General features: G+C 66.6%; 24 protein-coding genes and 2 tRNA genes. 16 read left to right on the top strand and 10 right to left on the bottom strand.

The features are described 5' to 3' along the window. Window positions 1-85: 85 nt before the first annotated feature. Complete coding sequence (locus ASG37_RS04250; RefSeq protein WP_055757299.1) at window positions 86-1,858, bottom strand: cation:proton antiporter; 1,773 nt, start codon at window positions 1,856-1,858, stop codon at window positions 86-88. 107 nt (window positions 1,859-1,965) lie between these two features. Beyond that, the gene (locus ASG37_RS04245; RefSeq protein WP_055756363.1) at window positions 1,966-3,186 is read right to left on the bottom strand and encodes an NADP-dependent isocitrate dehydrogenase; all 1,221 of its coding nucleotides are present in this window, start codon (window positions 3,184-3,186) and stop codon (window positions 1,966-1,968) included. A 118-nt stretch (window positions 3,187-3,304) separates the two neighbouring features. On the opposite strand from ASG37_RS04245, the gene ASG37_RS04240 reads away from it, so the two are divergent. Both ASG37_RS04240 and ASG37_RS04235 read left to right on the top strand, forming a co-directional pair. Beyond that, the gene (locus ASG37_RS04240) at window positions 3,305-4,036 is read left to right on the top strand and encodes a phosphatidylserine decarboxylase (RefSeq protein WP_055756362.1); all 732 of its coding nucleotides are present in this window, start codon (window positions 3,305-3,307) and stop codon (window positions 4,034-4,036) included. Between the two features lie 2 nt (window positions 4,037-4,038). Next, window positions 4,039-4,806 (top strand): CDP-alcohol phosphatidyltransferase family protein, encoded by a 768-nt coding sequence (locus ASG37_RS04235; protein WP_055756360.1) that lies wholly within the window; start codon window positions 4,039-4,041, stop codon window positions 4,804-4,806. Here the strand turns inward: ASG37_RS04235 and ASG37_RS04230 are convergent. Then, window positions 4,769-4,996, bottom strand: coding sequence for a hypothetical protein (locus ASG37_RS04230; RefSeq protein ID WP_055756358.1), 228 nt, complete (start codon window positions 4,994-4,996; stop codon window positions 4,769-4,771). The two genes, ASG37_RS04235 and ASG37_RS04230, sit on opposite strands and share 38 nt — an antisense overlap. A 259-nt stretch (window positions 4,997-5,255) precedes the next feature. Here ASG37_RS04230 and rpsB point away from each other — a divergent pair, with 259 nt between their 5' ends. The 13 genes from rpsB to ASG37_RS04165 all read left to right on the top strand — a co-directional run bounded on the left by rpsB (window position 5,256) and on the right by ASG37_RS04165 (window position 17,035). After that, window positions 5,256-6,080, top strand: a complete 825-nt coding sequence (gene rpsB, locus ASG37_RS04225) for a 30S ribosomal protein S2 (protein WP_055756355.1) — start codon at window positions 5,256-5,258, stop codon at window positions 6,078-6,080. 96 nt (window positions 6,081-6,176) lie between these two features. Further along, entirely contained in the window at window positions 6,177-7,112 is a 936-nt protein-coding gene (gene tsf, locus ASG37_RS04220; RefSeq protein WP_055756353.1) for a translation elongation factor Ts, read from the top strand. Window positions 7,113-7,255: 143 nt separating this feature from the next. Next, the gene (gene pyrH / locus ASG37_RS04215) at window positions 7,256-7,978 is read left to right on the top strand and encodes a UMP kinase (RefSeq protein WP_055756351.1); all 723 of its coding nucleotides are present in this window, start codon (window positions 7,256-7,258) and stop codon (window positions 7,976-7,978) included. Window positions 7,979-7,996: 18 nt separating this feature from the next. Continuing rightward, window positions 7,997-8,554, top strand: coding sequence for a ribosome recycling factor (gene frr, locus ASG37_RS04210; protein ID WP_055756349.1), 558 nt, complete (start codon window positions 7,997-7,999; stop codon window positions 8,552-8,554). Continuing rightward, complete coding sequence (locus ASG37_RS04205) at window positions 8,551-9,303, top strand: isoprenyl transferase (protein ID WP_082448330.1); 753 nt, start codon at window positions 8,551-8,553, stop codon at window positions 9,301-9,303. The genes frr and ASG37_RS04205 overlap by 4 nt, the downstream gene beginning before the upstream one ends. Before the next feature lie 50 nt (window positions 9,304-9,353). Continuing rightward, window positions 9,354-10,094 carry a phosphatidate cytidylyltransferase gene (locus ASG37_RS04200; RefSeq protein ID WP_268795742.1) on the top strand — a complete coding sequence of 247 codons (741 nt, stop codon included), beginning with the start codon at window positions 9,354-9,356 and terminating at the stop codon, window positions 10,092-10,094. Then, a complete protein-coding gene (locus ASG37_RS04195) occupies window positions 10,091-11,248 on the top strand; it encodes a 1-deoxy-D-xylulose-5-phosphate reductoisomerase (protein WP_055756325.1) in 1,158 nt (385 codons plus the stop codon). Before ASG37_RS04200 ends, ASG37_RS04195 begins: the two co-directional genes overlap by 4 nt. Then, window positions 11,245-12,378, top strand: coding sequence for a M50 family metallopeptidase (locus tag ASG37_RS04190; RefSeq protein WP_200909778.1), 1,134 nt, complete (start codon window positions 11,245-11,247; stop codon window positions 12,376-12,378). Before ASG37_RS04195 ends, ASG37_RS04190 begins: the two co-directional genes overlap by 4 nt. Window positions 12,379-12,439: 61 nt before the next feature. After that, window positions 12,440-15,202 carry an outer membrane protein assembly factor BamA gene (gene bamA / locus ASG37_RS04185; RefSeq protein WP_055757296.1) on the top strand — a complete coding sequence of 921 codons (2,763 nt, stop codon included), beginning with the start codon at window positions 12,440-12,442 and terminating at the stop codon, window positions 15,200-15,202. Continuing rightward, on the top strand, window positions 15,202-15,816 hold the full coding sequence (locus ASG37_RS04180) for an OmpH family outer membrane protein (RefSeq protein WP_055756323.1): 615 nt from the start codon (window positions 15,202-15,204) through the stop codon (window positions 15,814-15,816). Before bamA ends, ASG37_RS04180 begins: the two co-directional genes overlap by 1 nt. 2 nt (window positions 15,817-15,818) lie before the next feature. Further along, window positions 15,819-16,289: a 3-hydroxyacyl-ACP dehydratase FabZ gene (gene fabZ / locus ASG37_RS04175; protein WP_414886797.1), complete on the top strand. Its 471-nt coding sequence runs from the start codon at window positions 15,819-15,821 to the stop codon at window positions 16,287-16,289. Window positions 16,290-16,387: 98 nt separating this feature from the next. Next, window positions 16,388-16,621 carry a 50S ribosomal protein L31 gene (gene rpmE, locus ASG37_RS04170; protein ID WP_055756321.1) on the top strand — a complete coding sequence of 78 codons (234 nt, stop codon included), beginning with the start codon at window positions 16,388-16,390 and terminating at the stop codon, window positions 16,619-16,621. A gap of 84 nt (window positions 16,622-16,705) precedes the next feature. Beyond that, window positions 16,706-17,035, top strand: a complete 330-nt coding sequence (locus tag ASG37_RS04165; protein WP_055756320.1) for a PilZ domain-containing protein — start codon at window positions 16,706-16,708, stop codon at window positions 17,033-17,035. 254 nt (window positions 17,036-17,289) lie between these two features. Here ASG37_RS04165 and ASG37_RS04160 read toward each other — a convergent pair. From ASG37_RS04160 to ASG37_RS04130, 7 genes are all read right to left on the bottom strand, one after another. After that, a tRNA-Lys gene (locus ASG37_RS04160) sits at window positions 17,290-17,365 on the bottom strand. Between the two features lie 14 nt (window positions 17,366-17,379). Further along, window positions 17,380-17,455, bottom strand: a tRNA-Lys gene (locus ASG37_RS04155). A 114-nt stretch (window positions 17,456-17,569) separates the two neighbouring features. Further along, window positions 17,570-18,706: a rod shape-determining protein RodA gene (gene rodA, locus ASG37_RS04150; protein ID WP_055756318.1), complete on the bottom strand. Its 1,137-nt coding sequence runs from the start codon at window positions 18,704-18,706 to the stop codon at window positions 17,570-17,572. Next, complete coding sequence (mrdA, locus tag ASG37_RS04145; protein ID WP_055756316.1) at window positions 18,703-20,736, bottom strand: penicillin-binding protein 2; 2,034 nt, start codon at window positions 20,734-20,736, stop codon at window positions 18,703-18,705. Before mrdA ends, rodA begins: the two co-directional genes overlap by 4 nt. Then, window positions 20,733-21,233: a rod shape-determining protein MreD gene (mreD, locus tag ASG37_RS04140; RefSeq protein ID WP_055756315.1), complete on the bottom strand. Its 501-nt coding sequence runs from the start codon at window positions 21,231-21,233 to the stop codon at window positions 20,733-20,735. Before mreD ends, mrdA begins: the two co-directional genes overlap by 4 nt. Beyond that, window positions 21,230-22,129 carry a rod shape-determining protein MreC gene (gene mreC, locus ASG37_RS04135; protein WP_055756313.1) on the bottom strand — a complete coding sequence of 300 codons (900 nt, stop codon included), beginning with the start codon at window positions 22,127-22,129 and terminating at the stop codon, window positions 21,230-21,232. The genes mreD and mreC overlap by 4 nt, the downstream gene beginning before the upstream one ends. An 18-nt stretch (window positions 22,130-22,147) precedes the next feature. After that, window positions 22,148-23,191, bottom strand: coding sequence for a rod shape-determining protein (locus ASG37_RS04130; protein WP_055756311.1), 1,044 nt, complete (start codon window positions 23,189-23,191; stop codon window positions 22,148-22,150). 140 nt (window positions 23,192-23,331) lie between these two features. Between ASG37_RS04130 and mutL the strand changes: the two genes are divergently transcribed. Beyond that, window positions 23,332-25,089 (top strand): DNA mismatch repair endonuclease MutL, encoded by a 1,758-nt coding sequence (gene mutL / locus ASG37_RS04125; RefSeq protein ID WP_055756307.1) that lies wholly within the window; start codon window positions 23,332-23,334, stop codon window positions 25,087-25,089. Window positions 25,090-25,095 lie beyond the last annotated feature (6 nt).

The raw sequence follows: 25,095 nt of genomic DNA, 5'->3' as shown, positions 1-25,095 counted from the left end.
AGCCGCGAAATCTGCCCCAATTTCGCCCCAAATCGTGCCGCTAGTGTAAACTTTGTAAACTTTGGACCGTCAGCACAGGGTATCCTTAGCTTTCCCCAACCCGCCGCAACCGCCGAATCCGCGGTTCGCGCTCCAGACTGGCCTGCGCGCGGATCGACTGGCGCAGTTCGTCGCGCTTTTCGTGGATCGAGGCGATCACCGGCCCCATCGCCACGCCCAGATCGACCAGCACCGCCTCCGACAGTTGCAGCGACGATTCGAGCGTCTCGGGCACCGCGTCGCTGACCCCGGCGGCGTAGAGTTCCGCCGCATGCGCCGCGTCGCGCGCGCGGGCGAGGATCGTCAGCCCCGGCACCCATCCGCGCACCCGCCGCGTCAGCCGCACGGTCAGCACCGGATCGTCCATCGTCAGCACCAGCGCGGTCGCCCGCCCCAGATCGAGCCGGTCGACCAACTCGGATCGCGACACGTCGCCGAACAGGATCGGATGCCCCTCGGCCCGCGCCTGCGCGACATTGTCGATGTCCGAATCGACCGCGATATACGGCTTGCCGTGGGTCTTGAGCATCTCGGCCACCAGCCGTCCGACCCGGCCGAAGCCGATGATGACCACGCCCGATCCGGCAGTTTCCGGGGCAGGGGGCTCCTCGCCACCGGTGCGCGTCTCGATCCGCCGCGACGCGCGCTTGCCGATCATCGCCAGCAGCGGGGTGATCGTCAGGCCGATCGCCGTGACGGTCTGCCAGAAGGCGGCGGTCGAGGGCAGGATGAGCTGCGCCTGTGTCGCCGCCGCCAGCACGATCAGCGTGGTTTCCGACGGGCTGGCCATCAGCAGCCCGGTTTCGGTCGCGGTGCCCGGCCGCACGCCGTTCAGCCACAACAGCCCGCTCGTCACCAGCGCCTTGACCACCACCACCCCGGCGATCGCGCCGAGCAGCGATCCCCAATTGTCGATGATCGTCGCGATGTCGAGGCTCATGCCGATGGTGATGAGGAACACGCCCAGCGCCAGTCCCTTGAACGGCGCGGTGATGACCTCGACCTCGCTGTGATATTCGGTCTCGGCGATCAGCAGGCCGGCGAGCAGCGCGCCGACGATCGGCGACAGCCCGGCGGCGGTCGTCACCAGACTGGCGACGATCACCACCAGCAGGCTGGCGGAAAGGAACAGCTCGGGACTCTTGGTCCGCGCCGCCTGCGCGAACAGCTTGGGCAGCACCAGCCGCCCCGCCACATACAGGCCGACGACGCTCAAACCGCCCCACATCGCGGTCGTGGCAAGGTTGGTCCAGCCATCCTCGCTCGCGGTGGGGGCCAGCGCGCCCAAGGCGAAGATGATCGGCACCAGCGCCAGATCCTCGAACAACAGCATTGCGAAGGCGGTCCGCCCGACCGGCCCGGTCGTCCCCGCCATCGGCAGCACCAGCGCGGTCGACGACAAGGCGAGCGCAAGGCCGAGGCCGATCGCCCCGGCGGTCCCCTGACCCAGCAGCATCAGCGCGATGCCGATCAGCAGCCCCGACCCGATCAGCTCGGCCGCGCCCAGCCCGAACACCAGCCGCCGCATCGCGAACAGCCGCTTGAACGAAAGCTCTAGGCCGATGGAGAACAACAACAATATGATGCCGAACTCGGCGAACGGCTCGATCGAATGGCGATCGGTGATGGTGACGTGATACAGCCACGGCAGCCGCTGCACCAACGCGCCCAGCCCGAACGGCCCGACCAGTACGCCGACCAGAATGAACCCGATGACCGGATTGACTCGGAACCGCGCGAAAGCGGGGATGACGAGGCCGGCGGCCCCCAGGATGACCAGCGAATCGCTGAACGGCGTCGAATCGATCGGAAGCGGCATGGGCGCATTGTTGCGGATGCGGCACGGCCGCGGCAACCGCCCAAACGCAGGAACGGCGCCCACCCTGTCGGAGTGGACGCCGCTCTTTCACGATTAAAGCGCGGGGATCAGCCCTGCGACCCCATCGCCGCTTCGAGGTTCAGGCGAACCTGCTCGAAGAACTGCTCGGTCGTCATCCACGGCTGGTTCGGCCCGATCAGGATCGCGAGATCCTTGGTCATGTGGCCGGCCTCGACCGTCTCGATGCAGACCCGCTCCAGCGTCTCGGCGAACTTCGTCACTTCGGGCGTGTCGTCGAACTTGCCGCGATACTTCAGGCCGCCGGTCCATGCGAAGATCGACGCGATCGGGTTGGTCGACGTCGCCTTGCCCTGCTGGTGCTGGCGATAATGGCGGGTGACGGTGCCGTGCGCCGCTTCGGCCTCGATCGTCTTGCCGTCCGGCGACATCAGCACCGAAGTCATGAGGCCGAGCGAACCGAAGCCCTGCGCGACCTGATCCGACTGCACGTCGCCGTCATAGTTCTTGCAGGCCCAGACGAACTCGCCATGCCACTTGAGCGCCGATGCGACCATGTCGTCGATCAGGCGGTGCTGATATTCGATGCCGGCAGTCTGGAACTTGTCCTTGAACTCGGCGGCGAACACTTCCTCGAAAATGTCCTTGAAGCGGCCGTCATAGGCCTTGAGGATCGTGTTCTTGGTCGACAGATACACCGGCCAGCCGCGACCGAGGCCATAGTTCATCGACGCACGCGCGAAGTCGCGGATCGATTCGTCGAGATTGTACATGCCCATGGCGACGCCGGCGGCGGGGAAGTCGAACACTTCCTCCTCGATGACCTGTCCGTCGGTGCCTTCCCACTTCATGGTCAGCTTGCCGGCACCGGGCACCTTGAAATCGGTCGCCTTATACTGGTCGCCGAACGCATGACGGCCGACAACGATCGGCTTGGTCCAGCCGGGGATCAGGCGCGGCACGTTCGAGATCACGATCGGCTCGCGGAACACCACGCCGCCGAGGATGTTGCGGATCGTCCCGTTGGGCGAACGCCACATCTTCTTCAGGCCGAATTCCTCGACGCGCTGCTCGTCGGGGGTGATGGTGGCGCACTTCACGCCCACGCCATACTTCTGGATCGCCTTGGCGCTGTCGACAGTGATCTTGTCGTCGGTCTCGTCGCGCTTCTCGATGCCGAGATCATAATAGTCGAGGTCGATCTCGAGATAGGGCTGGATCAGGCGTTCGCGAATCCATGCCCAGATGATGCGGGTCATCTCGTCGCCGTCGATCTCGACGACGGGGGTTTTGACCTTGATCTTCGCCATATAGCTCTCTCGATTTCGTTGGAGTTGGACGGGCCTTACGGACTGGATCGGCTTCGATCAACCGCATCGCGCCATGCGGCGGTTGTCAGCACGGCTTGCCTTGGGTACACCACGGTTCATGGCATCGCTCGAAAAGCCCGCGGTCGGCACCACGACCGTCAAGTGGCGCTGGCCCTCGGTTCATCCCGAAGGGTACAAATACGTCCTCATCGCCGCCGGCATCACCGCCTTCTTCGCCGCCATGGCGTGGGAAACGCTGGCATGGCCGATGGGCCTCGTGACGCTGTGGGTCGCATCATTCTTCCGCGATCCCGTTCGCACCACCCCGCAGGGTGAGGGACTGATCGTCGCCCCGGCCGACGGCCTCGTCACCATGATCCAGCGGGTCGAACTACCGCCCGAGCTGCGCGGGGCCAATGGCCTTGGCGATGCGCCGCTAATGCGCGTGTCGATCTTCATGTCGGTGTTCGACGTCCATATCAACCGCACCCCGATCGCCGGCACGATCCGGCAGGTCGTCTATATCTCGGGCAAGTTCCTCAACGCCGATCTCGACAAGGCGAGCGACGAGAATGAACGCCAGCATATCGTGGTCGAGGGGCTGAACGGCCAGCGGGTCGGCTTCACCCAGATCGCGGGCCTCGTCGCCCGGCGGATCGTGGGTTTCGTGAAGCCCGGAGACATCGTCGCGGCGGGTCAGCGGATCGGCCTGATCCGCTTCGGCAGCCGGGTCGACGTCTATCTGCCCGATGGGATCGAGCCGCAGGTGGCGCTCGGCCAGCGCAGCGTCGCCGGGGAAACCGTGCTCGGACGGCCCGGCATCGCCGCCGCGATCGGTATCGCGCAATAACCATGCGACCACCGCTTCCCGGCCGGGGTATCCCGCTGCGCGCGATCGCGCCCAATGCCGTCACCGCACTCGCGCTGTGTTCCGGCCTGACCGGCATCCGCTTCGCGATCGGGCAGGACTGGGAGCGCGCCGTCCTGATGGTGCTACTGGCCGGCGTCCTCGACGGGATCGATGGGCGGGTGGCACGAATGGTGCGCGGCGAGAGCCGCTTCGGTGCCGAGCTCGATTCGCTGTCCGACGCGATTTCGTTCGGGGTGTCGCCGGCGCTCATCATCTATTTATGGGCGTTGCTGGCCGAACCCCGCATCGGCTGGATCGTCTGCCTCGTCTATGCGGTCTTCACCGCGCTGCGACTCGCCCGGTTCAACGCGCGGATCGACATCGCGGACCAGCCGCACAAGTCGGCGGGGTTCCTGACCGGCATTCCGGCACCGGCGGGCGCGGGTCTGGCGATGCTGCCGCTCTATGTCTGGATCTGGAGTGGCGAGGAACTGTTCCGTTCGCCGTGGATCGTCGCGCCATGGATCGCGCTGATCGCGTTCCTGATGGTGTCCAGCGTGGCGACCTATAGTTGGTCGTCGCTGAAACTGCGCCGGAACATCCGGTTCGAGGCGATCGGTCTGGTCGTCGTCGTCGCGGCAGCACTGGTATCGGCGCCATGGCAGACGTTGACGCTGGTGTGCGTCGCCTATCTGGCGACGATCCCCCTGAGCATCCGCAGCTTCGCCAAGGTCAGGCGGCAGCGCGAAGCCGCATTGCCGCAGGCGTAACCGCGCGCTGGCGGATAACGCCGCGCCGTGAGGTCAGCCGTACCGAGGGAAGCGGGTCGACCATCGTCTGCCCCGATCCCTGACGCAGCAGATCGATGATGCGCCCGCGAACGGGAAGGATCGTGCCGACGATCGCGCCAATGGCGATAAAGAAGGCGATGGCGAAAACCAGCGAGGCAAACAGGGCCATCTCGTAACTCCCCGAGTTGCGGGCTGACGATCATACCCGCGGCGGATTGAACCACCGGGTTCTGCCCGGGTTCCGCAATCCGCTTCCGATCGCTTTATGTTCTCATATCGTTCCATCGGTCAAGACTTGATCGGTACGGCAGCGTGCGCTAAGGGCGCTCCCCTCAACCCCACATGGGAAGCGCACATACCGGTGCCCGGACCTTCGGTCCAATCAAGGGTTCCTGCTTCCCAGAGGATCAACCGGAAGGAATTATCCTATGGCGGCACCTGTCGTCACCATGCAGGCCCTGCTCGAATCGGGCGCGCACTTCGGCCACCAGACCCACCGCTGGAACCCGAAGATGAAGCCGTATATCTTCGGCGACCGCAACGGCGTTCACATCCTCGACCTGTCGCAGACCGTGCCGCTGTTCGCGCGCGCACTGGAATTCGTGTCGTCGACCGTGGCGTCGGGCGGCAAGGTCCTGTTCGTCGGCACCAAGCGTCAGGCTCAGGAGCCGATCGCCGAGTCCGCGCGCAAGTCGGGCCAGCATTTCGTCAACCACCGCTGGCTGGGCGGCATGCTCACCAACTGGAAGACGATCAGCAACTCGATCAAGCGTCTCAAGGCGCTCGAAGAGCAGCTCTCGGGCGACACGCACGGCCTGACCAAGAAGGAAGTGCTGAACCTGACGCGCGAGAAGGACAAGCTCGAGATGTCGCTCGGCGGCATCCGTGATCTGGGCGGCATTCCCGACATCATGTTCGTGATCGACGCGAACAAGGAAGAGCTGGCGATCAAGGAAGCCAACACGCTCGGTATCCCGGTCGTCGCGATCCTCGATTCGAATGTGTCGCCGGACGGCATCGCCTTCCCGGTTCCCGCGAACGACGACGCAAGCCGTGCGATCCGCCTGTATTGCGAAGCGATCGCGATCGCCGCGACCCGTGGCGGCCAGCAGGCGATGGCGCATTCGGGCCGTGACCTCGGTGCGATGGACGAACCGCCGGCGGAAGAGGCGCTGACCGCCGAGCCGGAACATCCGGCCGCCGCGACCACCCCGGAAACCGCGGGTGAGGGCGAGCGTCAGATCGACGCCTGACCTGTCACGGAACTGACGTGCGGGCGGGGCAGGGCGGGACACGCACTGCCTCGCCCGCAACTATATTCAACACCTGATATTCCTAGGAGCCAAGCCATGGCAGAAGTTACCGCCGCCGCCGTCAAGGAACTGCGTGAGCGCTCGGGCGCCGGCATGATGGACTGCAAGAAGGCGCTGTCCGAGAACAACGGTGACATGGAAGCCGCCGTCGACTGGCTGCGTACCAAGGGCCTCGCCGCCGTCGCCAAGAAGTCGAGCCGCACCGCCGCTGAAGGTCTCGTCGGCCTCGCCGTTGCCGGCACCAAGGGTGTCGCGGTCGAAGTGAACAGCCAGACCGATTTCGTCGCCAAGAACGAGCAGTTCCAGGGCTTCGTGCGCAGCGTCGTCGCGATCGCGCTCGAATCGGGCGACGATATTGAAGCGCTGAAGGCGCAGCCGATGCCGAACGGCGGCACCGTCGAGGACGCGCTGGTCGCGAGCATCTCGACGATCGGTGAGAACCAGGTGCTGCGCCGCGCGAAGGCGGTCGAAGTGTCGCAGGGCGCGGTGATCCCGTACGTCCACAACGCCGCCGCCCCGGGCCTCGGCAAGATCGGCGTGCTCGTCGCACTCGAATCGGATGCGGGCGTCGACGTGCTCGAACCGCTCGGCAAGCAGATCGCGATGCATATCGCCGCCGCCTTCCCGCTGGCGCTGTCGGTCGAGGCGCTCGACCCCGAGGTCGTGGAACGCGAAGCCGCGATCCTGCGCGAGAAGAACGCCGAAAAGATCGTCGGCAAGTCGGCCGAGGTCGCCGAGAAGATTCTCAACGGCCCGATCGAGAAGTTCAAGAAAGAGAACGCGCTGCTGACGCAGGCGTTCGTCATGGACGGCAAGACGCCGGTCGCCGACGTGGTCGCCAGCGCCGCCAAGGACGCCGGCACGACGATCGTGCTCAAGGACTATGTCCGCTTCCAGCTCGGCGAAGGCATCGAGAAGGAAGAGAGCGACTTCGCCGCCGAAGTCGCCGCGACGGCCGGCCTGACCAAATAAGGTCCGGGCTTTTCGTGCGCGTCGCGGGCCGTGGGGACAGACCGTCCCTGCGGCCCGTTTCGCATCGGCATAACGTCGCTTGGCTTTGTGGGCGGCCCCGTCTAGGGTCCGCCGCGCTCCCGACAGATCATCTTGCAGGTTCCATGACCCGTCCCCGTTTCAATCGCATCCTCCTGAAATTGTCGGGCGAAGTCCTGATGGGATCGCAACAGTTCGGCATCGATCCGGCGATGTGCGACCGTGTCGCGCGCGAGATTCAGGCGGCCCGCAGCGAGGGGCACGAGGTCTGCATCGTCGTCGGCGGCGGCAACATCTTCCGCGGTGTCGCGGGCGCGGCGCAGGGCTTCGAGCGCGCCAGCGCCGATTACATGGGCATGCTGGCGACCGTGATGAACGCGCTCGCCATGCAGAACGCGCTCGAACAGATCGGCGTCGAGACCCGCGTGCAGTCCGCGATCCCGATGGCGTCGGTGTGCGAGCCGTACATCCGCCGTCGTGCGGTGCGGCATATGGAAAAGGGCCGCGTCGTGATCTTCGCCGCCGGCACCGGCAGTCCGTTCTTCACCACCGACACCACCGCCGCGCTGCGCGCCGCCGAAATGGGCTGCGAAGCGCTGTTCAAGGGTACCAGCGTCGACGGCGTGTACGATGCCGATCCCAAGAAGGTGCCGACCGCGACCCGCTACGACACGCTCGGCTTCGGCCAGGTGCTGGCCGACGACCTGAAGGTCATGGACGCATCGGCGGTCGCGTTGTGCCGCGATAACAATATTCCGATCGTCGTTTTCAACATCCGTGACGAGGGCAACCTTGCCGCCGTCTTGGCGGGCGATGGCACGTCGACGATCGTTCAGAACAACGCTTGATAGATAAGGAAGATCGTTATGGCCGCCTATAACAAGGCCGATCTGGAGCGCCGCATGGCCGGTGCCGTCGAATCGCTGAAGGGCGATCTGGGCGGCCTGCGCACCGGTCGCGCCTCGGTGTCGCTGCTCGATCCGGTGACGGTCGAGGTCTATGGCTCGCACATGCCGCTCAACACCATCGCCACCGTCTCGGTGCCCGAGCCGCGCATGTTGTCGGTGCAGGTGTGGGACAAGTCTAACGTCGGCCCGGCCGACAAGGCGATCCGCTCAGCCGGTCTCGGCCTCAACCCTATCGTCGACGGACAGACGCTGCGCCTGCCGATCCCCGATCTGACCGAGGACCGGCGCAAGGAACTGGCCAAGCTTGCCGGCAAATATGCCGAATCCGCGCGGATCGCGGTGCGCAACGTGCGCCGCGATGGCATGGAAAGCCTGAAGACCGACGAGAAGAAGGGCGTCTATTCGGAAGACGAGCGCAAGCGCTTGGAGACCGAAGTGCAGAAGATGACCGACGCGACCATCGCCGACCTCGATGCGGCGGCGAGCGCGAAGGAAAAGGAAATCCTCGGCAAGTGACGCCGTTCGCCGCGCGCGCCTCGGCTTCCTCGGTCCAGCGCCCGGAGCCGGGCCTGCCCGTTCCCCGCCACGTCGCGATCATCATGGACGGCAACGGCCGCTGGGCGAAGGCCCGGCGACTGCCGCGCATCGCCGGCCATCGCCAGGGGGTGGAGGCGGTCCGCCGCATCACCCGCGCCGCGCGCGAGCAGGGGATCGAGGCGCTGACCCTCTACGCCTTCTCCTCGGAGAACTGGCGTCGCCCGGAGGAAGAGATCGGCGACCTGATGGGGTTGCTGCGCCACTTCCTGCGCAACGAACTCGCCGAATTGGTGCGCGAGGGGGTGCGGCTGCGCATCCTCGGCAACTACCGTGCGCTGAAGGGCGATCTGGTCGAACTGATCGACGACGCGGTCGCACGGACCGCCGAGAACACCGGCCCGATCCTTGCCATCGCGCTCAACTACGGCGCGCAGGCCGAACTCGCCGCCGCCGCGCGGCGACTGGCGGAAAAAGTCGCGGCGGGGATGCCGGTCGGCGCGATCGACGAAGCGGCGATCGAGCGCGAACTCGACACGCACGACCTGCCGCCGCTCGACCTGATGATCCGCACCTCGGGCGAACAGCGGCTGTCGAACTTCCTGCTGTGGCAGGCGGCCTATTCCGAACTGCTGTTCGTCGATACGCTGTGGCCCGATTTCGATGGCGAGGCGCTTGCCGATGCCATCGCCGCCTATGGTCAGCGGCAGCGGCGCTTCGGGGGCCTGTGAGCGAACAGGACCCTGTCAAACGCCGCAAGTCGGACCTTGCCGTCCGTACGGTGGCGAGTATCGGCATGATCGGCGTCGCCGCGCTGGCATTGTGGTTCGGGCAATTCGCCTTCTGGCTGCTGGTCGCGATCGGCAGCCTGTTCATGATGGCGGAATGGGCCGACCTGTACCGCGTGTCGCGCCAGCACAAGCGGCTGGCGCAATATGCGTTGATGGTGCCGCTGGCGATCCTGTCGCCGCTGGCGGCGGGGGCGGGGTTCCTCACGCTGGGGCTGATCGCCGGTGCGGCGTTCTTCATCGTCATCGTCACGCGCCAGCCCGGTCTGGCGCGCGGCATCGTCTATTGCGGATTGCCCGCGCTCGCGATCGTGCTGCTGCGCGACCGGCCCGACGGGCTGTTGCTGGCGTTCTGGGCGATGGCGCTGGTGTGGGCATGCGACATCGGTGCCTATTTCGCCGGGCGGTCGATCGGCGGACCGAAGCTTGCGCCGACGATCAGCCCGAACAAGACATGGGCGGGCCTGATCGGCGGGGTGATCGCGGCCAGCGCGTTCGCGAGCGTGCTCTATGAGGTCGGCCTGCCGTTCCATCTGGTGGTGGCCACGCCGCTGCTGGCGGTGCTGGCGCAGATGGGCGACCTGTATGAAAGCCAGCTCAAGCGGAAGGCCGGGGTCAAGGATTCGGGCAACGTCCTGCCGGGGCATGGCGGGGTGATGGACCGGCTCGACGGGCTGGTCCCGGTGGCGCCGGCCGCGGCGTTGATGGTGTTGTTGGCAGGTCGGTTGGCATGAAGCGCGTTACCATTTTGGGTGCGACCGGATCGGTCGGCACCTCCACGCTCGACCTGATCGAACGCAACCCGGACGACTATGCCATCGAGGCGCTGACCGCGCACCGCGACGTGGCGAAGCTGGCCGCCGCCGCACGGCGGGTCGGGGCGCGACTGGCGGTGGTCGGTGACGAGGGCTGCCTGCCCGCCTTGCGCGATGCGTTGGCAGGCAGCGGGATCGAGACGGCGGGCGGGGCGCGTGCCGTGGCGGAAGCGGCGGCACGGCCGGTCGACTGGACGATGGCGGCGATCGTCGGCACCGCCGGGCTGGAGCCGGTGATGGCCGCGCTGGCACGCGGCGGCGCGGTGGCGCTGGCCAACAAGGAAGCGCTGGTATCGGCGGGCGAGGTCATGATGGCGGCGGCGCGTCAGGCCGGCACGAAGCTGTTGCCGGTCGACAGCGAGCATAACGCGATCTTCCAGTGCCTCGACGATTGTCCGCCCGAGCGGATCCGCCGCATCGTCCTGACCGCCAGCGGCGGCCCGTTTCGCGAACGATCGCTGGCGGAGATGCGCGGCATCACCCCCGAACAGGCGGTGGCGCATCCCAACTGGTCGATGGGCGCCAAGATCTCGGTCGATTCGGCAACGATGATGAACAAGGGGCTGGAACTGGTCGAGGCGTTCCACCTCTTCCCGGTGTCGGTCGAGCAGCTCGACGTGCTGGTCCACCGCCAGTCGGTGATCCATTCGATGGTCGATTATGTCGACGGGTCGACGCTGGCGCAGCTCGGATCGCCCGACATGCGCGTGCCGATCGCACACGCGCTGGCATGGCCCGACCGGATGGTGACGCCCTGCACCCCGCTCGATCTGGCGACGATCGGCCGGCTGGATTTCGAAGCGCCCGACATGGAACGGTTTCCGGCGCTGGCGCTGGCGCGGGCCGCGCTGGCGGCGGGTGGCGGGCGGCCGGCGATCCTCAACGCCGCCAATGAAATCGCGGTCGCCGCGTTTCTCGACCGGCGGATCGGCTTCCTCGAAATTGCCGCAATCGTCGGCGATGTCCTTGACCGCTTCGACCCGCCGGGTCCGTCGACGCTCGATGCGGTGTTCGCGATCGATGCCGAGGCGCGTGCGCTGGCGCGGGAGCGGGTAAAGGATTACGCGGCTTGATCGACTCTCCGGGCATGCTGATGACGGTCCTCGCGTTCCTGCTGGTGCTGGGTCCGCTCGTCTTCGTGCATGAGCTTGGCCATTATCTCGCCGGGCGCTGGTTCGGCGTCGGCGTGGAGGCGTTCTCGATCGGCTTCGGTCATGAGGTCGCCGGGTTCACCGACAAGCGAGGCACGCGGTGGAAGTTCGGCTGGCTGCCGCTTGGCGGTTATGTCCGCTTCGCCGGCGACATGAACCCGGCGTCGCAGCCCGATGCGGCGTGGCTGCAATTGCCCGCGAAGGAGCGGGCGCGCACGTTTCAGGCCAAGCCGCTGTGGCAGCGCGCGATCATCGTCGCCGCTGGCCCTGCGATCAATTTCGTGCTGGCGGTGGCGATCCTCGGTGGCCTCGCCGCGACCTACGGTATCGACCGGACCCCGGCGCAGGTCGGATCGATCGTCGCCGGCAGCCCGGCCGAGCGCGCCGGATTGTTGCCGGGCGATACCGTCACCGCGCTCGGCGGTCGGTCGGTCGATACCTATCGCGACATGCTGCTCTTCACGCTGATCCGCGCGAACGAGCCGGTGCGGATCGACTATGAACGTGGCGGCATCGCGCGCAGCACCGACGCGACGATCGGCGCCGTCACCGAACGCGACCGGTTCGGCAATATCCACCGCATCGGTCGATTGGGAATCGGGCCGCCACAACCGGTCTTCGCGCCAGTGCCCTTGTGGCAGGCACCGGTCGAAGGCGTGGTGATGACCGGCAACATCCTGCGCAGCACCGTCGACGGGCTGGTACGGATCGTGACCGGCAGGATTCCGGCGAGCGAGATGGGCGGGCCGCTGCGCATCGCCAAGGCATCGGGCGAGCAATTGTCGCTGGGGCTGCCAGCGCTGATTACCTTCATCGCCTTCGTGTCGATTAATCTGGGATTCATCAACCTGTTGCCAGTTCCGATGCTGGATGGCGGACATTTGATGTTCTATGCGATCGAGGGCGTGAAGCGTGGCCCGGTGCGCCCGCAAACGATGGAATGGGCGTTTCGCGGCGGATTGGCGCTGCTGCTGGCATTGATGGTGTTCGTGACGATGAACGATCTGGGGGCGTTCGGCGTGTGGCGTGGGTTGGCCGGCTTGATCGGTTGACCCGCATAGGGCAGGGCGCGATGCGTCCTGTAGGAAAGTTCCTCCGGTTGGGGTGGGTTTGGTGAGCGCAAGCAAGTTTTCTATTCATGGCGCGGGCGGTATCGCGCTGCTGGCCGGCACGATGCTGTCGAGCACCGCGGCGTTCGCCCAGGCGCGCCAGCCGGTGCCGGCCCCGCCGGTCGCCGCGCCCGCACCGGCCGCTCCGGCAGTCGCCCCCGCGCCGGTCCGCACCATCCGGTCGCTCCGCGTCGAGGGTTCGCAGCGGATCGAGCCCGACACGGTGCTGTCGTACACCAAGCTGCGCGTCGGCGCGGCCTATACCGCCGAGACGCTCGATCAGGCGATCAAGGACCTGTATGCGTCCGACCTGCTGGCTGACGTCGCGATCGAAGGTGCCGAAACCGGCGACGTCATCGTCCGGGTGCGCGAGAATCCGATCATCAACCGCGTGGTGCTGGAAGGCAACAAGCGGCTGAAGGACGACAAGATCACCAAGGAGATCAAGCTCGCCCCGCGGCAGATCTTCACGCGCACCGCCGTCCGCGCCGACGTCGCCCGGATCGTCGAGCTGTATCGCCGGCAGGGCCGCTTCGCCGCCAACGTGCAGCCGAAAATGGTCATGCTCGACCAGAACCGCGTCGACGTGATCTTCGAGATTTCGGAAGGGGCCAAGTCCAAGGTCCGCCAGATCAACATCCTCGGCAACGAGGTGTTCGGCGACAGCGCGCTGCGCAGCGAGATGGCGACCAAGGAGTCGCGGCCGTGGCGCATCTTCAGCTCGAACACCAGCTATGACCAGGACCGGCTGGCCTATGACCAGCAGAAGCTGCGCCAGTTCTACCTGACCAACGGCTATGCCGACTTCCGCGTCATTTCGGCGGTGGCCGAACTGACGCCGGACAAGGAAGACTTCATCATCACCTATGTGGTGGAGGAAGGGCAGCGCTATAAATTCGGCGACGTGAGCGTCGAGAGCGCGATCCGCGATTTCGACAATGCGACGCTGACCAAGACGCTGCCGATGAAGAAGGGCGACTGGTACAACGCCAAGCAGGTCGAGGACACCGTCGACCAGTTGAGCGAATATGCCGGCCTGTTCGGCTATGCGTTCACCGACGTGCGGCCCGAGTTCAAGCCCGATCGTGAAAACCACGTCATGGGCATCGAGTTCTTCCTCGCCGAAGCGAACCGGACCTATGTCGAGAAGATCGACATCACCGGCAACACGCAGACGCAGGACCGTGTCATCCGCCGCGAGTTCCGCGTGGCCGAGGGCGATGCGTTCAACGCCTTCCTCATCAAGCGGTCGCAGGACCGGATTAACTCGCTCGGCTATTTCCAGGACAAGTTCGAGATCGAGCGCAAGGAAGGCTCGGCGCCCGACCGCATCGTGCTGGCGGCGAACGTGGAAGAGAAATCGACCGGCGAACTGACGCTGTCGGCCGGTTTCTCCAGCCTCGAACGCTTCATCATCCAGGCGTCGATCCGCCAGCGCAACTTCCGCGGCAAGGGGCAGGATCTTCAGGCCAGCGTCAATTATTCGACCTACCAGAAGTCGGTCGAGCTGGGCTTTACCGAACCCTATCTGTTCGACAAGAACATCGCGCTCGGCGGTACGCTGTTCCGGCGCGACTTCAACTCGTTCAACTATCTTGGGTCGGACCGCAACACGACCTATACCAACACCTCGACCGGCGGGCAGATCGTGGCGAGCGTGCCGCTGACCGAATTCTGGACGCTGTCGGGCCGGTATCAGCTCAGCCAGGACAATGTCGGGCTGGACGAGAACACCTTCTACACCAACGGCGAGTGCGATCCGACCAAGGCCGGGCGCTATCTGTGCGAGGCGATCGGTAACCGGCTGACCAGCATGGTAGGCCTCAACCTGATCTTCGACAACCTCAACAACCGCATCCGCCCATCGCGCGGCCAGCGGCTGGTGACGGGGCTCGATTTCGCGGGGCTCGGCGGCGATGTGCGCTATGCCCGCGTGCGCGGCGACTTCGACAAATACTGGAACGTGGGTGGCTTCATCCTCTCGGCGGGGGTCGAGGGCGGCTATATCCATGCGTTGCAGAAGAGTTCGGGCGAGGGGATCGACGCGGTCCGGATCGTCGACCGTTTCTACCTCGGCGAACCGCAGTTTCGTGGTTTCGACATTCGCGGCGTCGGTCCGCGTGTCCAGCGGCTGCAATATACCGGGTCGGTCGCCGGCGGCGACCAGACGCTCGTCACCGATCGCCAGCAGGTCATCGACGATCCGCTGGGCGGCAAGGGCTATTATCTCGGCAAGATCGAACTCGAACCGCCGCTGGGGTCGGGCATCGCCGAGCTGGGCCTCAGGCCGTCGATCTTCATTCAGGCCGGCGCGCTGTTCGGCGTGACCCGCCCGCTGCCGACCATCGCATTCCAGCAGGCGACCAACGCCGACGGATCGCTGCGCACCAACGCCGACGGGTCGCCCTCGCTGCTGCCGTCGACGACGCTCAGCAAGACGACCGATGGCCTGCAGATCTACAACAACCAGTTCACCGACGCGACCGGTTCGACGGCGTTCCGTCAGACGACGTGCGTCACCGGCTTCTCCTCGACGGTCGGCGGCACCTGCGTCGGCGGCGAGACGAACACGATCGCCACATCGACCACCACGCCGTTCCTCGAACGCTTCCTCGGCGATTCGGCGCGTCCGCGCCTGTCGGTCGGCATCGGCGTGAACTGGAATTCGCCGTTCGGGCCGCTGCGCATCGACGTGGCAAAGGCGCTGCTCAGCCAGCCCGGCGACGACAAGAAACTCATCACCTTCAACGTAGGAACCCAATTCTGATGCGTACGCTCACCCACGCGGCGGTCGCCGCTCTCGCCCTCACCGCCGCCGCCCCGGCATTCGCGCAGGCGCTGCCCGATGCCAAGATCGCGGTCGTCGATTCGGACCGCATCCTGCGCGACTGCACCGCCTGCCGCGCCGCCAACACGCAGTTGCAGGCGCAGCAGACCCAGCTCGAAACCCAGGCGCGTAACGCGGTCGGCCCGCTCCAGACCGAGGAAGCCGCGCTGCGTACCGCCGTGCAGGCCGCCAACGGCAACCCGGACGCCGCGCTGCAGGGTCGCATCCGTACCTTCCAGCAGAAGCAGCAGCAGATCCAGCAACAGCTTCAGCCGCAGGAGCAGCAGCTTCAGCGCAACGCGCAATATGTGCAGCAGCAGATCGGCCAGCGGCTGGTGCAGGTGATCCAGACCGTCGCGCAGCAGCGTGGCGCGACTCTCGCCGTGTCGAAGGGCAGCACCTTCTACAATGCGCCCGCCGTCGAGATCACTGATGCGGTGCTGACCGCGCTCAACGCCGCGCTGCCGAGCGTCAGCGTGACCGCGCCGGCACAGGCCGCCCCGGCCGCCCCGGCACCTGCCGCCGGCACCCGTCCGGCCCCGACGGGCCGCTGATCGTGGAGGGGGAAGCGACGTCGATCGGACCGTTCGACATCACCCGGGTGATGGCGGCGATCCCGCATCGCTACCCCATGCTGCTGGTCGACCGGGTGGCGGAGTTGATCCCCGACCGGTCGATCAAGGCGATCAAGGCGGTGACGATCAACGAAGGCTTTTTCCAGGGCCATTTCCCCGGACGGCCGATCATGCCGGGCGTACTGATCGTCGAGGCGCTGGCGCAGGCCGCCGGCATCCTCGCGGTCGAGAGCCTCGGCCTCGCTGGCTCTGGCAAGCTGGTGTATTTCATGTCGATCGATGGCGTGAAGTTCCGCAAGCCGGTGGAGCCGGGCGTGCTGCTGACGCTGGAGGCCGAGTTCCTCCAGAAGCGCGCGCGGGTGTGCAAGTTCGCCGGCAAGGCGCGCATCGATGGCGAGCTTGCCGCCGAATGCGAGTTCACCGCGATGATCGCCGACCCGCCCAAGGCCTGAGATACAGCAGCGATGGTTGCCAAGGAAGGCGCGTCCGTGTACGGGCGCGCCTTCGCTTACAGGGCTGGTCGGAACCAGCCATTTTCGGAGACAAGCGCATGAAGAAAGATACCCACCCCGAGTATCACACCATCAAGGTGCAAATGACCGACGGGACCGTGTTCGAGACGCGCTCGACGTGGGGCAAGGAAGGCGATCTGATGACGCTCGACATCGATCCGCTGGCGCACCCGGCGTGGACCGGTGGTCGCGGCCAGATGCTGGATGCGGGCGGCCAGGTGGCTCGCTTCAACAAGCGCTTCGGTGGCCTGTCGCTCGGCACCAAGAAATAATATACTCGTATTGACGCGCCGTGGTGGACAAGGGTTTGTTTACCACGGCGCGTTAGGCTCCGTTCCCTAGGAGGAATGGGAAGCATGTTCGCTGCCGAATATGAACCGGCCCAGCTCGACGGACGCCGTCGCAGCCCGCGCGCACCGGTTTCGCTGGATGCCAAGCTGGGGCGCGGCGGCCTCGACCGGACCTTGTGCAAGGTCGTCGACATCTCGATCCATGGCGTTCGCCTGCAAACCTATTCGGCGCTGGCCAAGGGCGCCACGCTGTGGCTGACGCTGCCGGGGCTGGCCGCACCGCGTGCGGTGCGGGTGATGCGCGCCACCGATTACGAAGCCGGCTGCGAATTCATCGAGACGCTGGAGATGGCCGATTTCGAGCATCTGCTGGAAGTGAACGCCCGCCGCCATTGAGCGGGCGGGGTGCCCCCCGAAATTTACACGGAACGCTGCCGAAGTTTGCGTCGGGCCGTTGCCGTTGGATACCGCTTCGTGGAGATGTCGCCCCCGCACATTATGCGGTTTCTGTCGCGCGCCATCACCGGAAGATTCCAGCTTTCGCTGGGGGTAACGTTTGACGGCGAACGCCGCCAGACTTGTCAAAGAGCGCATACGACGCTCTTCTGTCACGATGAACCGGTGCAGGATAGCCGCGCTTGGGGCGGCAGTGGTGGACGCACTTGGGCTCGAACCAAGGACCCGCTGATTAAGAGTCAGCTGCTCTACCAACTGAGCTATGCGTCCATGCGCTGGACAGGTGGTGGACGCACTTGGGCTCGAACCAAGGACCCGCTGATTAAGAGTCAGCTGCTCTACCAACTGAGCTATGCGTCCGTCGCCTGGGCGATGGGGCGGACCGGTTTGGGGCCGTTCCGCCGTTGGAGCGCGGCCTTTAGCGAACCTTGTCCCCGATGCAAACCCTATTTTTCGGCATGCCGGAAATTAGCGTCAGAAGCGCACCCGGTCGCGGTTCTGGCGGTCGATCGCCATCAGGATGCCGATGCAGCCCAGCACCGTCATCTGCGCCGATCCGCCATAGCTGACGAGCGGCAGCGGGATGCCGACGACCGGCGCCAAGCCCATGACCATCATCAGGTTGATCGCGACATAGAAGAAGATGGTGGTGGCAAGGCCGCCGGCGACCAGCTTGGCGAAGCGGCCCTCGGCGCGCACGCCGACGTTCACGCCCCAGCGCACCAGCAGGATGAACGCCACGATCAGGAAGATGCCGCCCATCAGTCCCCATTCCTCCGCCATGGTCGCGAACACGAAGTCGGTATGGCCTTCGGGGAGATAGTCGAGATGGCTCTGGGTGCCGTTCAGGAACCCCTTGCCGAAGATGCCGCCCGATCCGATCGCGATCTTCGACTGGCTGATGTGATAGCCAGTGCCCAGCGGATCGCTTTCGGGATCGAGGAAGATCAGCACGCGATTGCGCTGATAGTCATGCAGCAGGAACTGGAAGGCAAGCGGTGCGGCGATTGCCACTGCCAGCGCGCCGCCGACGAACAGCCGGATCGGCAGACCGGCAAGGAACATGACGGTCAGGCCACCGCTGGTAATCATCAGCGCGGTGCCAAGATCGGGTTGCAGCATCACTAGCCCGGCGGGCAGCCCCAGCATGATCGCAGCGGGCCAGACCGCCCCGAAGCGGCGGATTTCGCCGGCAGGCAGCAGGTCGTAGAAGCGCGCCAGTGCCAGCACCATCACCGGCTTCATGAATTCGGACGGCTGCACCCGGATGATGCCCAGATCGAGCCAGCGCTGCGACCCGCCCTTCACCGCGCCGAGCAGCTCGACGAGGATCAGGCTGACGGTGATGACGGCATAGGCGGGGAGCGCCATGTTCTGCCAGAACGACACCCGGACCCGCGACAGCGCAATCGCGCCGGCGAGGAAGATGAAGAACGCCATCCCCTGTCGTTCGGCCCATGGCGACGGGCTGCCGCCGGCGGCGGAGAACAGGACGACGATGCCGAAGCCGCTGATCGCCAGCAGCAGGAACAGCACCCGCCATGGCAATTGCGCGAGCGGGGCGGGGACGAAGCCGAGGCCGTGCGACGTCGTCTGGTTGATGCGTTTCATTCGGTCCGTTCGGTCACGTTCGATTGGGCGACGGCGGTGTCGGGCTGGCTCTGGTTCACCGCGCTGTCGACGACGTTGGTGGTGGCCCCCTCGACATCCGCCGGGGTGGCGGGAACGGTGAGGACGGGGGCGGCCTGTGCCGCCTGAAACGCGCGCCACTGGCTGTCCATGCGGGTCTTTACATCGCCGCCCCATTCGCGCTCCAACGGTTCGAGGCGCTTCATCGCCTTTTCCCGGTCGAACAGCCATGACAGGATGTCGCTGGCGATCGGCGCGGCGGTGTAGATATGCCCTGAGTGTTCGAGGACGACCGAGACGGCATAGCGCGGCTTGTCGGCCGGGGCATAGCCGATGAAGAGCGAGTGGTCGCGCATGCGGAACGGCAGCGCGCCGTCGCCGAGCACGCCGGTGCGGCGTTCGGCCATGGTGATGCGGCGGACCTGCGCGGTGCCGGTCTTGCCCGCCAGTTCGATGCCGGGCAGCCCCTGAAACCGCGAGCGGCCGCCGGTCCCGCCGCCGTTGATGACCGCCCATGTCGCCTTGTGGACTGTCGCCAGCATCTCTGGATCGATGTTCATCGATTGCGCCGGGCGGTGCGGGGTGTCGAGCAACAGCCGGGGAACGACGTGGCGCCCCTGCGCGATGCGCGCCGCCATCACCGCCAGTTGCAGCGGATTGGTAAGGACATAGCCCTGACCGATCGAGGCGTTGACCGAGTCCGCCACGGTCCATTTCTGTTTGTATTTGCGTAGCTTCCACGCGCTATCTGGCACGGTGCCATAGCGTTGCGACTGGAAGGGAAGCTCGAATTCCTGCCCCAGCCCCATCGAGCGGACGACCGGGGCGAACCGGTCGTAGCCGAGCTCGCGGGCCATGGTGTAGAAATAGATGTCGCAGCTTTGCGCGACCGCGCCGACCATGTCGAGCGGGCCGTGGCCGCCGCGCTTGTGACAGTGGAAGCGGCCGGTGCCGACCTGTAGCACGCCCGAGCAATTGACCCGGCGATGCGGGTCGATCCCGGCTTGCAGGATGGCCAGCGCGTGCATCGGCTTGACCGTAGAACCGGGGGGATAAAGACCCTGCAAGGTCTTGTTCATCAACGGAATATGGTCATCATCCGACAGCATTTTCCACTCCAGCCGGCCGATGCCGTCGGAAAAGCTGTTGGGGTCATAGGCCGGCATCGACACCATCGCCAGCACGTCGCCGGTGATCGCGTCCATCACCACCGCCGAGCCCGAATTGGGGCCGAGGCGACGGGCGGCATATTCCTGTAGCCCGAGGTCGATCGTCAGCCGGGCGTTCTGCCCCTGCCGGTCGGGCCGGGTTTCGAGTTCGCGCACGACCTGACCGCGCGCGGTGACTTCGACCCGCTTGGCCCCGGCAATACCACGCAGCCGGGGTTCCAGCGCCTTTTCCAGTCCGTCCTTGCCGAGCTTGAAGCCGGGCGTGTTCATCAGCGGATCGCGGCTTTCCTTGTACTGCTCGCGGGTCGCCGCGCCGACATAGCCGGTCAGATGCGCGACCGAGGCACCGCCCGGATAGTTACGCGAGAAGCCGCGCGTCGGCTGAACGCCGGGCAGTTCGGGCAGGCGGACGCTGACGGCGGCGAAACGTTCCCAGTCGAGGTTCTCCGCCACCTGTACCGGCTGCGAGCGGCGGGCGCGTTCCAGATCGGTCTGGATGCGCGCCATGTCTTCGGGGGTGAGCGCCAGCAACTGGCGCAGCTCGCCCAGCACGCGGTCGCGGTCCTCCATCCGGTCGGGGATCAGGTCGACGCGGAAGTCGGTGCGGTTGTTGGCGATCGGCGCGCCGTGCCGGTCGATGATCCACCCGCGCCGCGGCGGAATCATCGTCAGATTGACGCGGTTGCTTTCGGCGAGAAGGTTATAGCGCTCGTTCTCGGCGACCGAGAGCCACGTCATCCGCCCGGCGAGGACGAGGCCGACCGCCGCCTGCGCGCCGCCCAGCACCATCGCACGCCTGGAAAAGCTGAATGCCTGTTGGGCTTCGGTGACGATCCTGCTCATTCATCCTCACGGCCACCCAGCGCCGTACATAGCCGCGTCGCCAGTGGAAACAACGCCACGGAAACGATGATCTGAAACAACAAGGCGGTATCGACATGCGCGCCAAGGCTGGTGGCAAAGGCGCGGCCGAGCACGAGCGACAGCGCGATCGACCCGCCGGCGAGGAGCCAGTCCTGCCAGAAGTCGCGCGTCATCATGCGGGTATCGACGAAGTCGAGCATCAGCATGCACAATTGCCACAACAGCATCGCGCTGCCCAGCGGCTGACCGCTCACCAGATCGTCGAACAAGCCGAGTGGTGCCGCCGCCCAGATGGGCAGGGTGTGCGGGCGCAGCAGCCGCCAGCCGAGCAGCATCATCAGCCCGAACGGCGGCAGGAACGGCACCTTGGCCACCACCGGGATCAGCGTGACGAGCGATCCGGCGAGGATGCTCAGCACGGCACGCCTGGCGATGATGCGGTCGGTGCCGTCGTCGACAGGCCCTAGCAGCTTCATTCGGCGGCGGGCCGCGGCGTCGGCGTGGCGCTGGGCGTCGGACGGGGCACCGGCGCGGGAAGATAGGTGCGTTCGACCAGCGCGAAGTCGAGCCCGTCGGGGTTGGCGAGCGCGCGGGCCGGGGCCACGTCGCGCGCGCTCTTGACCACGCGCGCCACCGGCACGCCCGGCGGATAGATGCCGCCGGTGCCCGAGGTCACGAACAGGTCGCCGGCCAGCAACGGCACGTTGACGATGCCGGCCGAGCGGACCTCGACCATGCCGTTGCCTTGCCCTGCGACGATCGCCGACAGCCCGTCCCGGGTGCGCAGCACCGGCACGATGCTTTCGGGATCGATCACCAGCAGGACGCTGGCGGTGTTGGGGCTGGTTTCGACGACGCGGCCGATCAGCCCGTTGGGGCCGCGCACCGGCTGACCGCGCAGCACGCCCTGCCGCGATCCGGCGTTCAGCGTGGCGTAGCGCCGCGTACTGCCGGCCGAGCTGTTGACCAGTCGCGCGGTGACGACCGGCATCGGCGAGCGATCGCGCAAGGCGAGCAGGGCGCGTAAGCGCTGGTTCTCGCGGTTGAGCAGGCGGGCCTGCATCAGATAGCGGCGGGTCGCTTCCTCGCGGGCGCGTAGCGCGCGGTTCTCACTGACCGTGCCGAAATGATCGCCAATGCCGCGCGGGATCGACCCCAGCCCGTCGAGCGTCCAGTCCATCGCGGCGGACACCGGCGTCGTCGCCTCGCGCAGCGCGCCGCGCAGCGAGGCGAAGGCGCGCGGATCGATGATCGAGATCGTCAGCAGGATCGCGCCGAGCAGCGCGCCGGTCGCCGCCATGACATAGGCGGCGAACACGGTATATTGCGCCCGACGTGAAAATCCCGGCCGCAGATTGCGTGGCGGCGCCATTGCCCCCGGTCCTTACGCTTAGACGGCGAGCAACACGCCTTTGTAGATCGGATCCTCGAGCGCGCGGCCGGTGCCAAGCGCGACGCAGGTCAGCGGGTCCTCGGCGACCGTCACCGGCAGGCCGGTTTCGTCGCGCAGCACCTCGTCGATGCCTTGGAGCAGCGCGCCGCCGCCGGTGAGGACGATGCCCTGATCGACGATGTCGGCGGCCAGTTCGGGCGCGGTATTCTCGAGCGCGATCCGCACGCCCTCGACGATCGCGGCGACGGGTTCGGACAGCGCCTCGGCGATCTGGCCCTGGTTGATCTGGATTTCCTTGGGCACCCCGTTCACGAGGTCGCGGCCCTTGATGTAGATGAGCGTGCCGATGCCGTCGGCGGGCGGCTTGGCGGTGCCGACTTCCTGCTTGATCCGCTCGGCGGTGGCTTCGCCGATCAGCAGGTTGTGGTTGCGGCGGACATAGCTGACGATCGCCTCGTCCATCTTGTCGCCGCCGACGCGCACCGAGGTGGAATAGGCGAGGCCGCGCAGCGACAACACGGCGACTTCGGTGGTGCCGCCGCCGATGTCGACGACCATCGACCCGATCGGCTCGGTGACGGGCATGTCGGCCCCGATCGCGGCGGCCATCGGCTCCTCGATCAGCCAGACCTGCGACGCGCCGGCGTTCGACGCGGCATCGCGGATCGCGCGGCGCTCGACGCTGGTCGAGCCCGACGGTACGCAGATCACGATCTGCGGCCAGCGGATGAAGCGGCGCTGGCCATGCACCTTCTGGATGAAGTGCTTGATCATCTGTTCGGCGACGTCGATGTCGGCGATGACCCCGTCGCGAAGCGGGCGGATCGCCTCGATCGAGCCGGGGGTCTTGCCCATCATCAGCTTGGCGTCGTCACCGACCGCCTTGACCCGCTTGACACCGTTCAGCGTCTCGACCGCCACGACCGACGGCTCGTTCAGCACGACGCCGCGACCGCGCAGATACACCACCGTATTAGCGGTGCCGAGATCGATCGCCATATCGTGCGACATGAACTTGAAGAAACGCGAGAAGAAGGCCATCGATACTTCCGTCGTTGCCCGCGTGTCCCGACGCGGCGGTTCGCAGCTTGTACCTCGACCCGTCCGATCGGTTATCCGATCGGTTGCACGATGGCAGTTCCAGGTCGCGGGATGAGGCCGCTTGGGCTAGAGCGATCTCCATGTCAATACGCCGTCTCCCCGAGCATCTCGTCAACCGTATCGCGGCGGGCGAAGTGGTGGAACGCCCTGCTTCCGCGTTGAAAGAACTGGTCGAGAACGCGATCGACGCCGGGGCCAGCCGGATCGCCGTGAAAATCGCCGGTGGCGGCATCGATCTGATCGAGGTGAGCGACGACGGGTGCGGCATGACCCCTCCCGAAATGGCACTTTCGCTCGAACGCCATGCCACATCGAAGCTGCCCGACGACCGGATCGAGGCGGTGACGACGCTGGGATTCCGGGGCGAGGCGCTGCCTTCGATCGCCAGCGTGGCGCGACTCGCGATCGAGAGCCGGCCGGTGGGCGCGGAAGGCTGGCTGCGCACGGTGGACAATGGCGAGGTGGTCGAGGACCGGCCCGCCGCCGTGCCGCCGGGCACGCGCATCCGCGTCGAGGGGCTGTTCGCGCGGGTGCCGGCGCGGCGCAAGTTCCTGCGATCGGCGCGCGCCGAATTCGGCGCCTGCGTCGATCAGGTGAAGCGCCTCGCCATGGCACGCAGCGACATCGCCTTCTCGCTCGATCATGACGGGCGGCGGGTGTTGAGCGTGCAGGGGGCTGAGTCACGGCCCGAGCGGGTCGCGGGCCTGATCGACCGGGCGCTGGCTGCCAATTCGATCGGGCTGGACTGGGCGCGCGAGGGGATGCGGCTGGGCGGGGTCGCCGGGCTGCCGACGTTCCACCGGGGGGTGGCCGATCATCAGTATCTGTTCGTCAACGGTCGGCCGGTGCGCGACCGGTTGCTGGCGGGCGCGGTGCGCGGGGCTTATGCCGAGATGCTGGCGCGTGATCGCCATGCGGTGGTGGCGCTGTTCCTCGACGTCGATCCCGACCTGATCGACGTGAACGTCCATCCGGCCAAGACCGAGGTGCGGTTTCACGATCCCGCCGCCGCGCGCGGGCTGATCGTGGGCGGTCTGCGCCGCGCGCTCGACGAAGCCGGGTTCCGCGCGGCGCAGCGGCCGGCCGACGTGGCGATGACGGCATGGACCAGCGAGCCCGTTGCCGCGCCGCTGCCGCCGCTGGCCGAGGCCGCACCGTCGCCGGGCTTCGCGTTTCACGAACGCCGCCCGACGTTCTTCGCGCCGCCACCACAGGCACGCGCCGAGCCGGCGGTCGAACCGGTGCCGGCGTCGACGCAATTCCCGCTGGGCGCGGCGCGCGGACAGGTCGCGCGAACCTATATCGTCGCCGAAGCCGAGGACGGGCTGGTGCTGGTCGACCAGCATGCCGCGCACGAACGGTTGGTGCTGGAACGGATGCGCAAGGGGCTGGCGACCGGCGGGGTCAAAACCCAGGCGCTGCTGATCCCCGAAGTGGTCGAGCTGGACGAGGTGGCGTGCGACGCGCTGGAGGACCGCGCTGCCGAGCTGGCCGAGTTCGGGCTGGAGCTGGAACGGTTCGGGCCGCGTGCGATGCTGGTACGCGCCACCCCGGCGGTGCTGGGGCAGGGCGATGTCGTCGGCCTTGTCACCGATCTGGCCGACGAGATCCGGGCGCACGATGCCGCGCTGTCGCTCAAGGAACGGATCGATCATGTCGCCGCGACGATGGCGTGCCATGGATCGGTTCGTGCGGGGCGGGTGTTGTCGGTGGCGGAGATGAACGCGCTGCTGCGCGAAATGGAAGTGACGCCGCATTCGGGCCAGTGCAACCATGGTCGCCCGACGTGGATCAAGCTGGCGCATGGCGACATTGAACGGCTGTTCGGCCGGAAATAGGAAGTC

It is taken from the genome of Sphingomonas sp. Leaf407, assembly GCF_001425385.1.
GTDB lineage: Bacteria > Pseudomonadota > Alphaproteobacteria > Sphingomonadales > Sphingomonadaceae > Sphingomonas.
The sequence above is the reverse complement of the archived record's forward strand: the minus strand, read 5'-3'. Positions and strand labels throughout refer to the sequence as shown.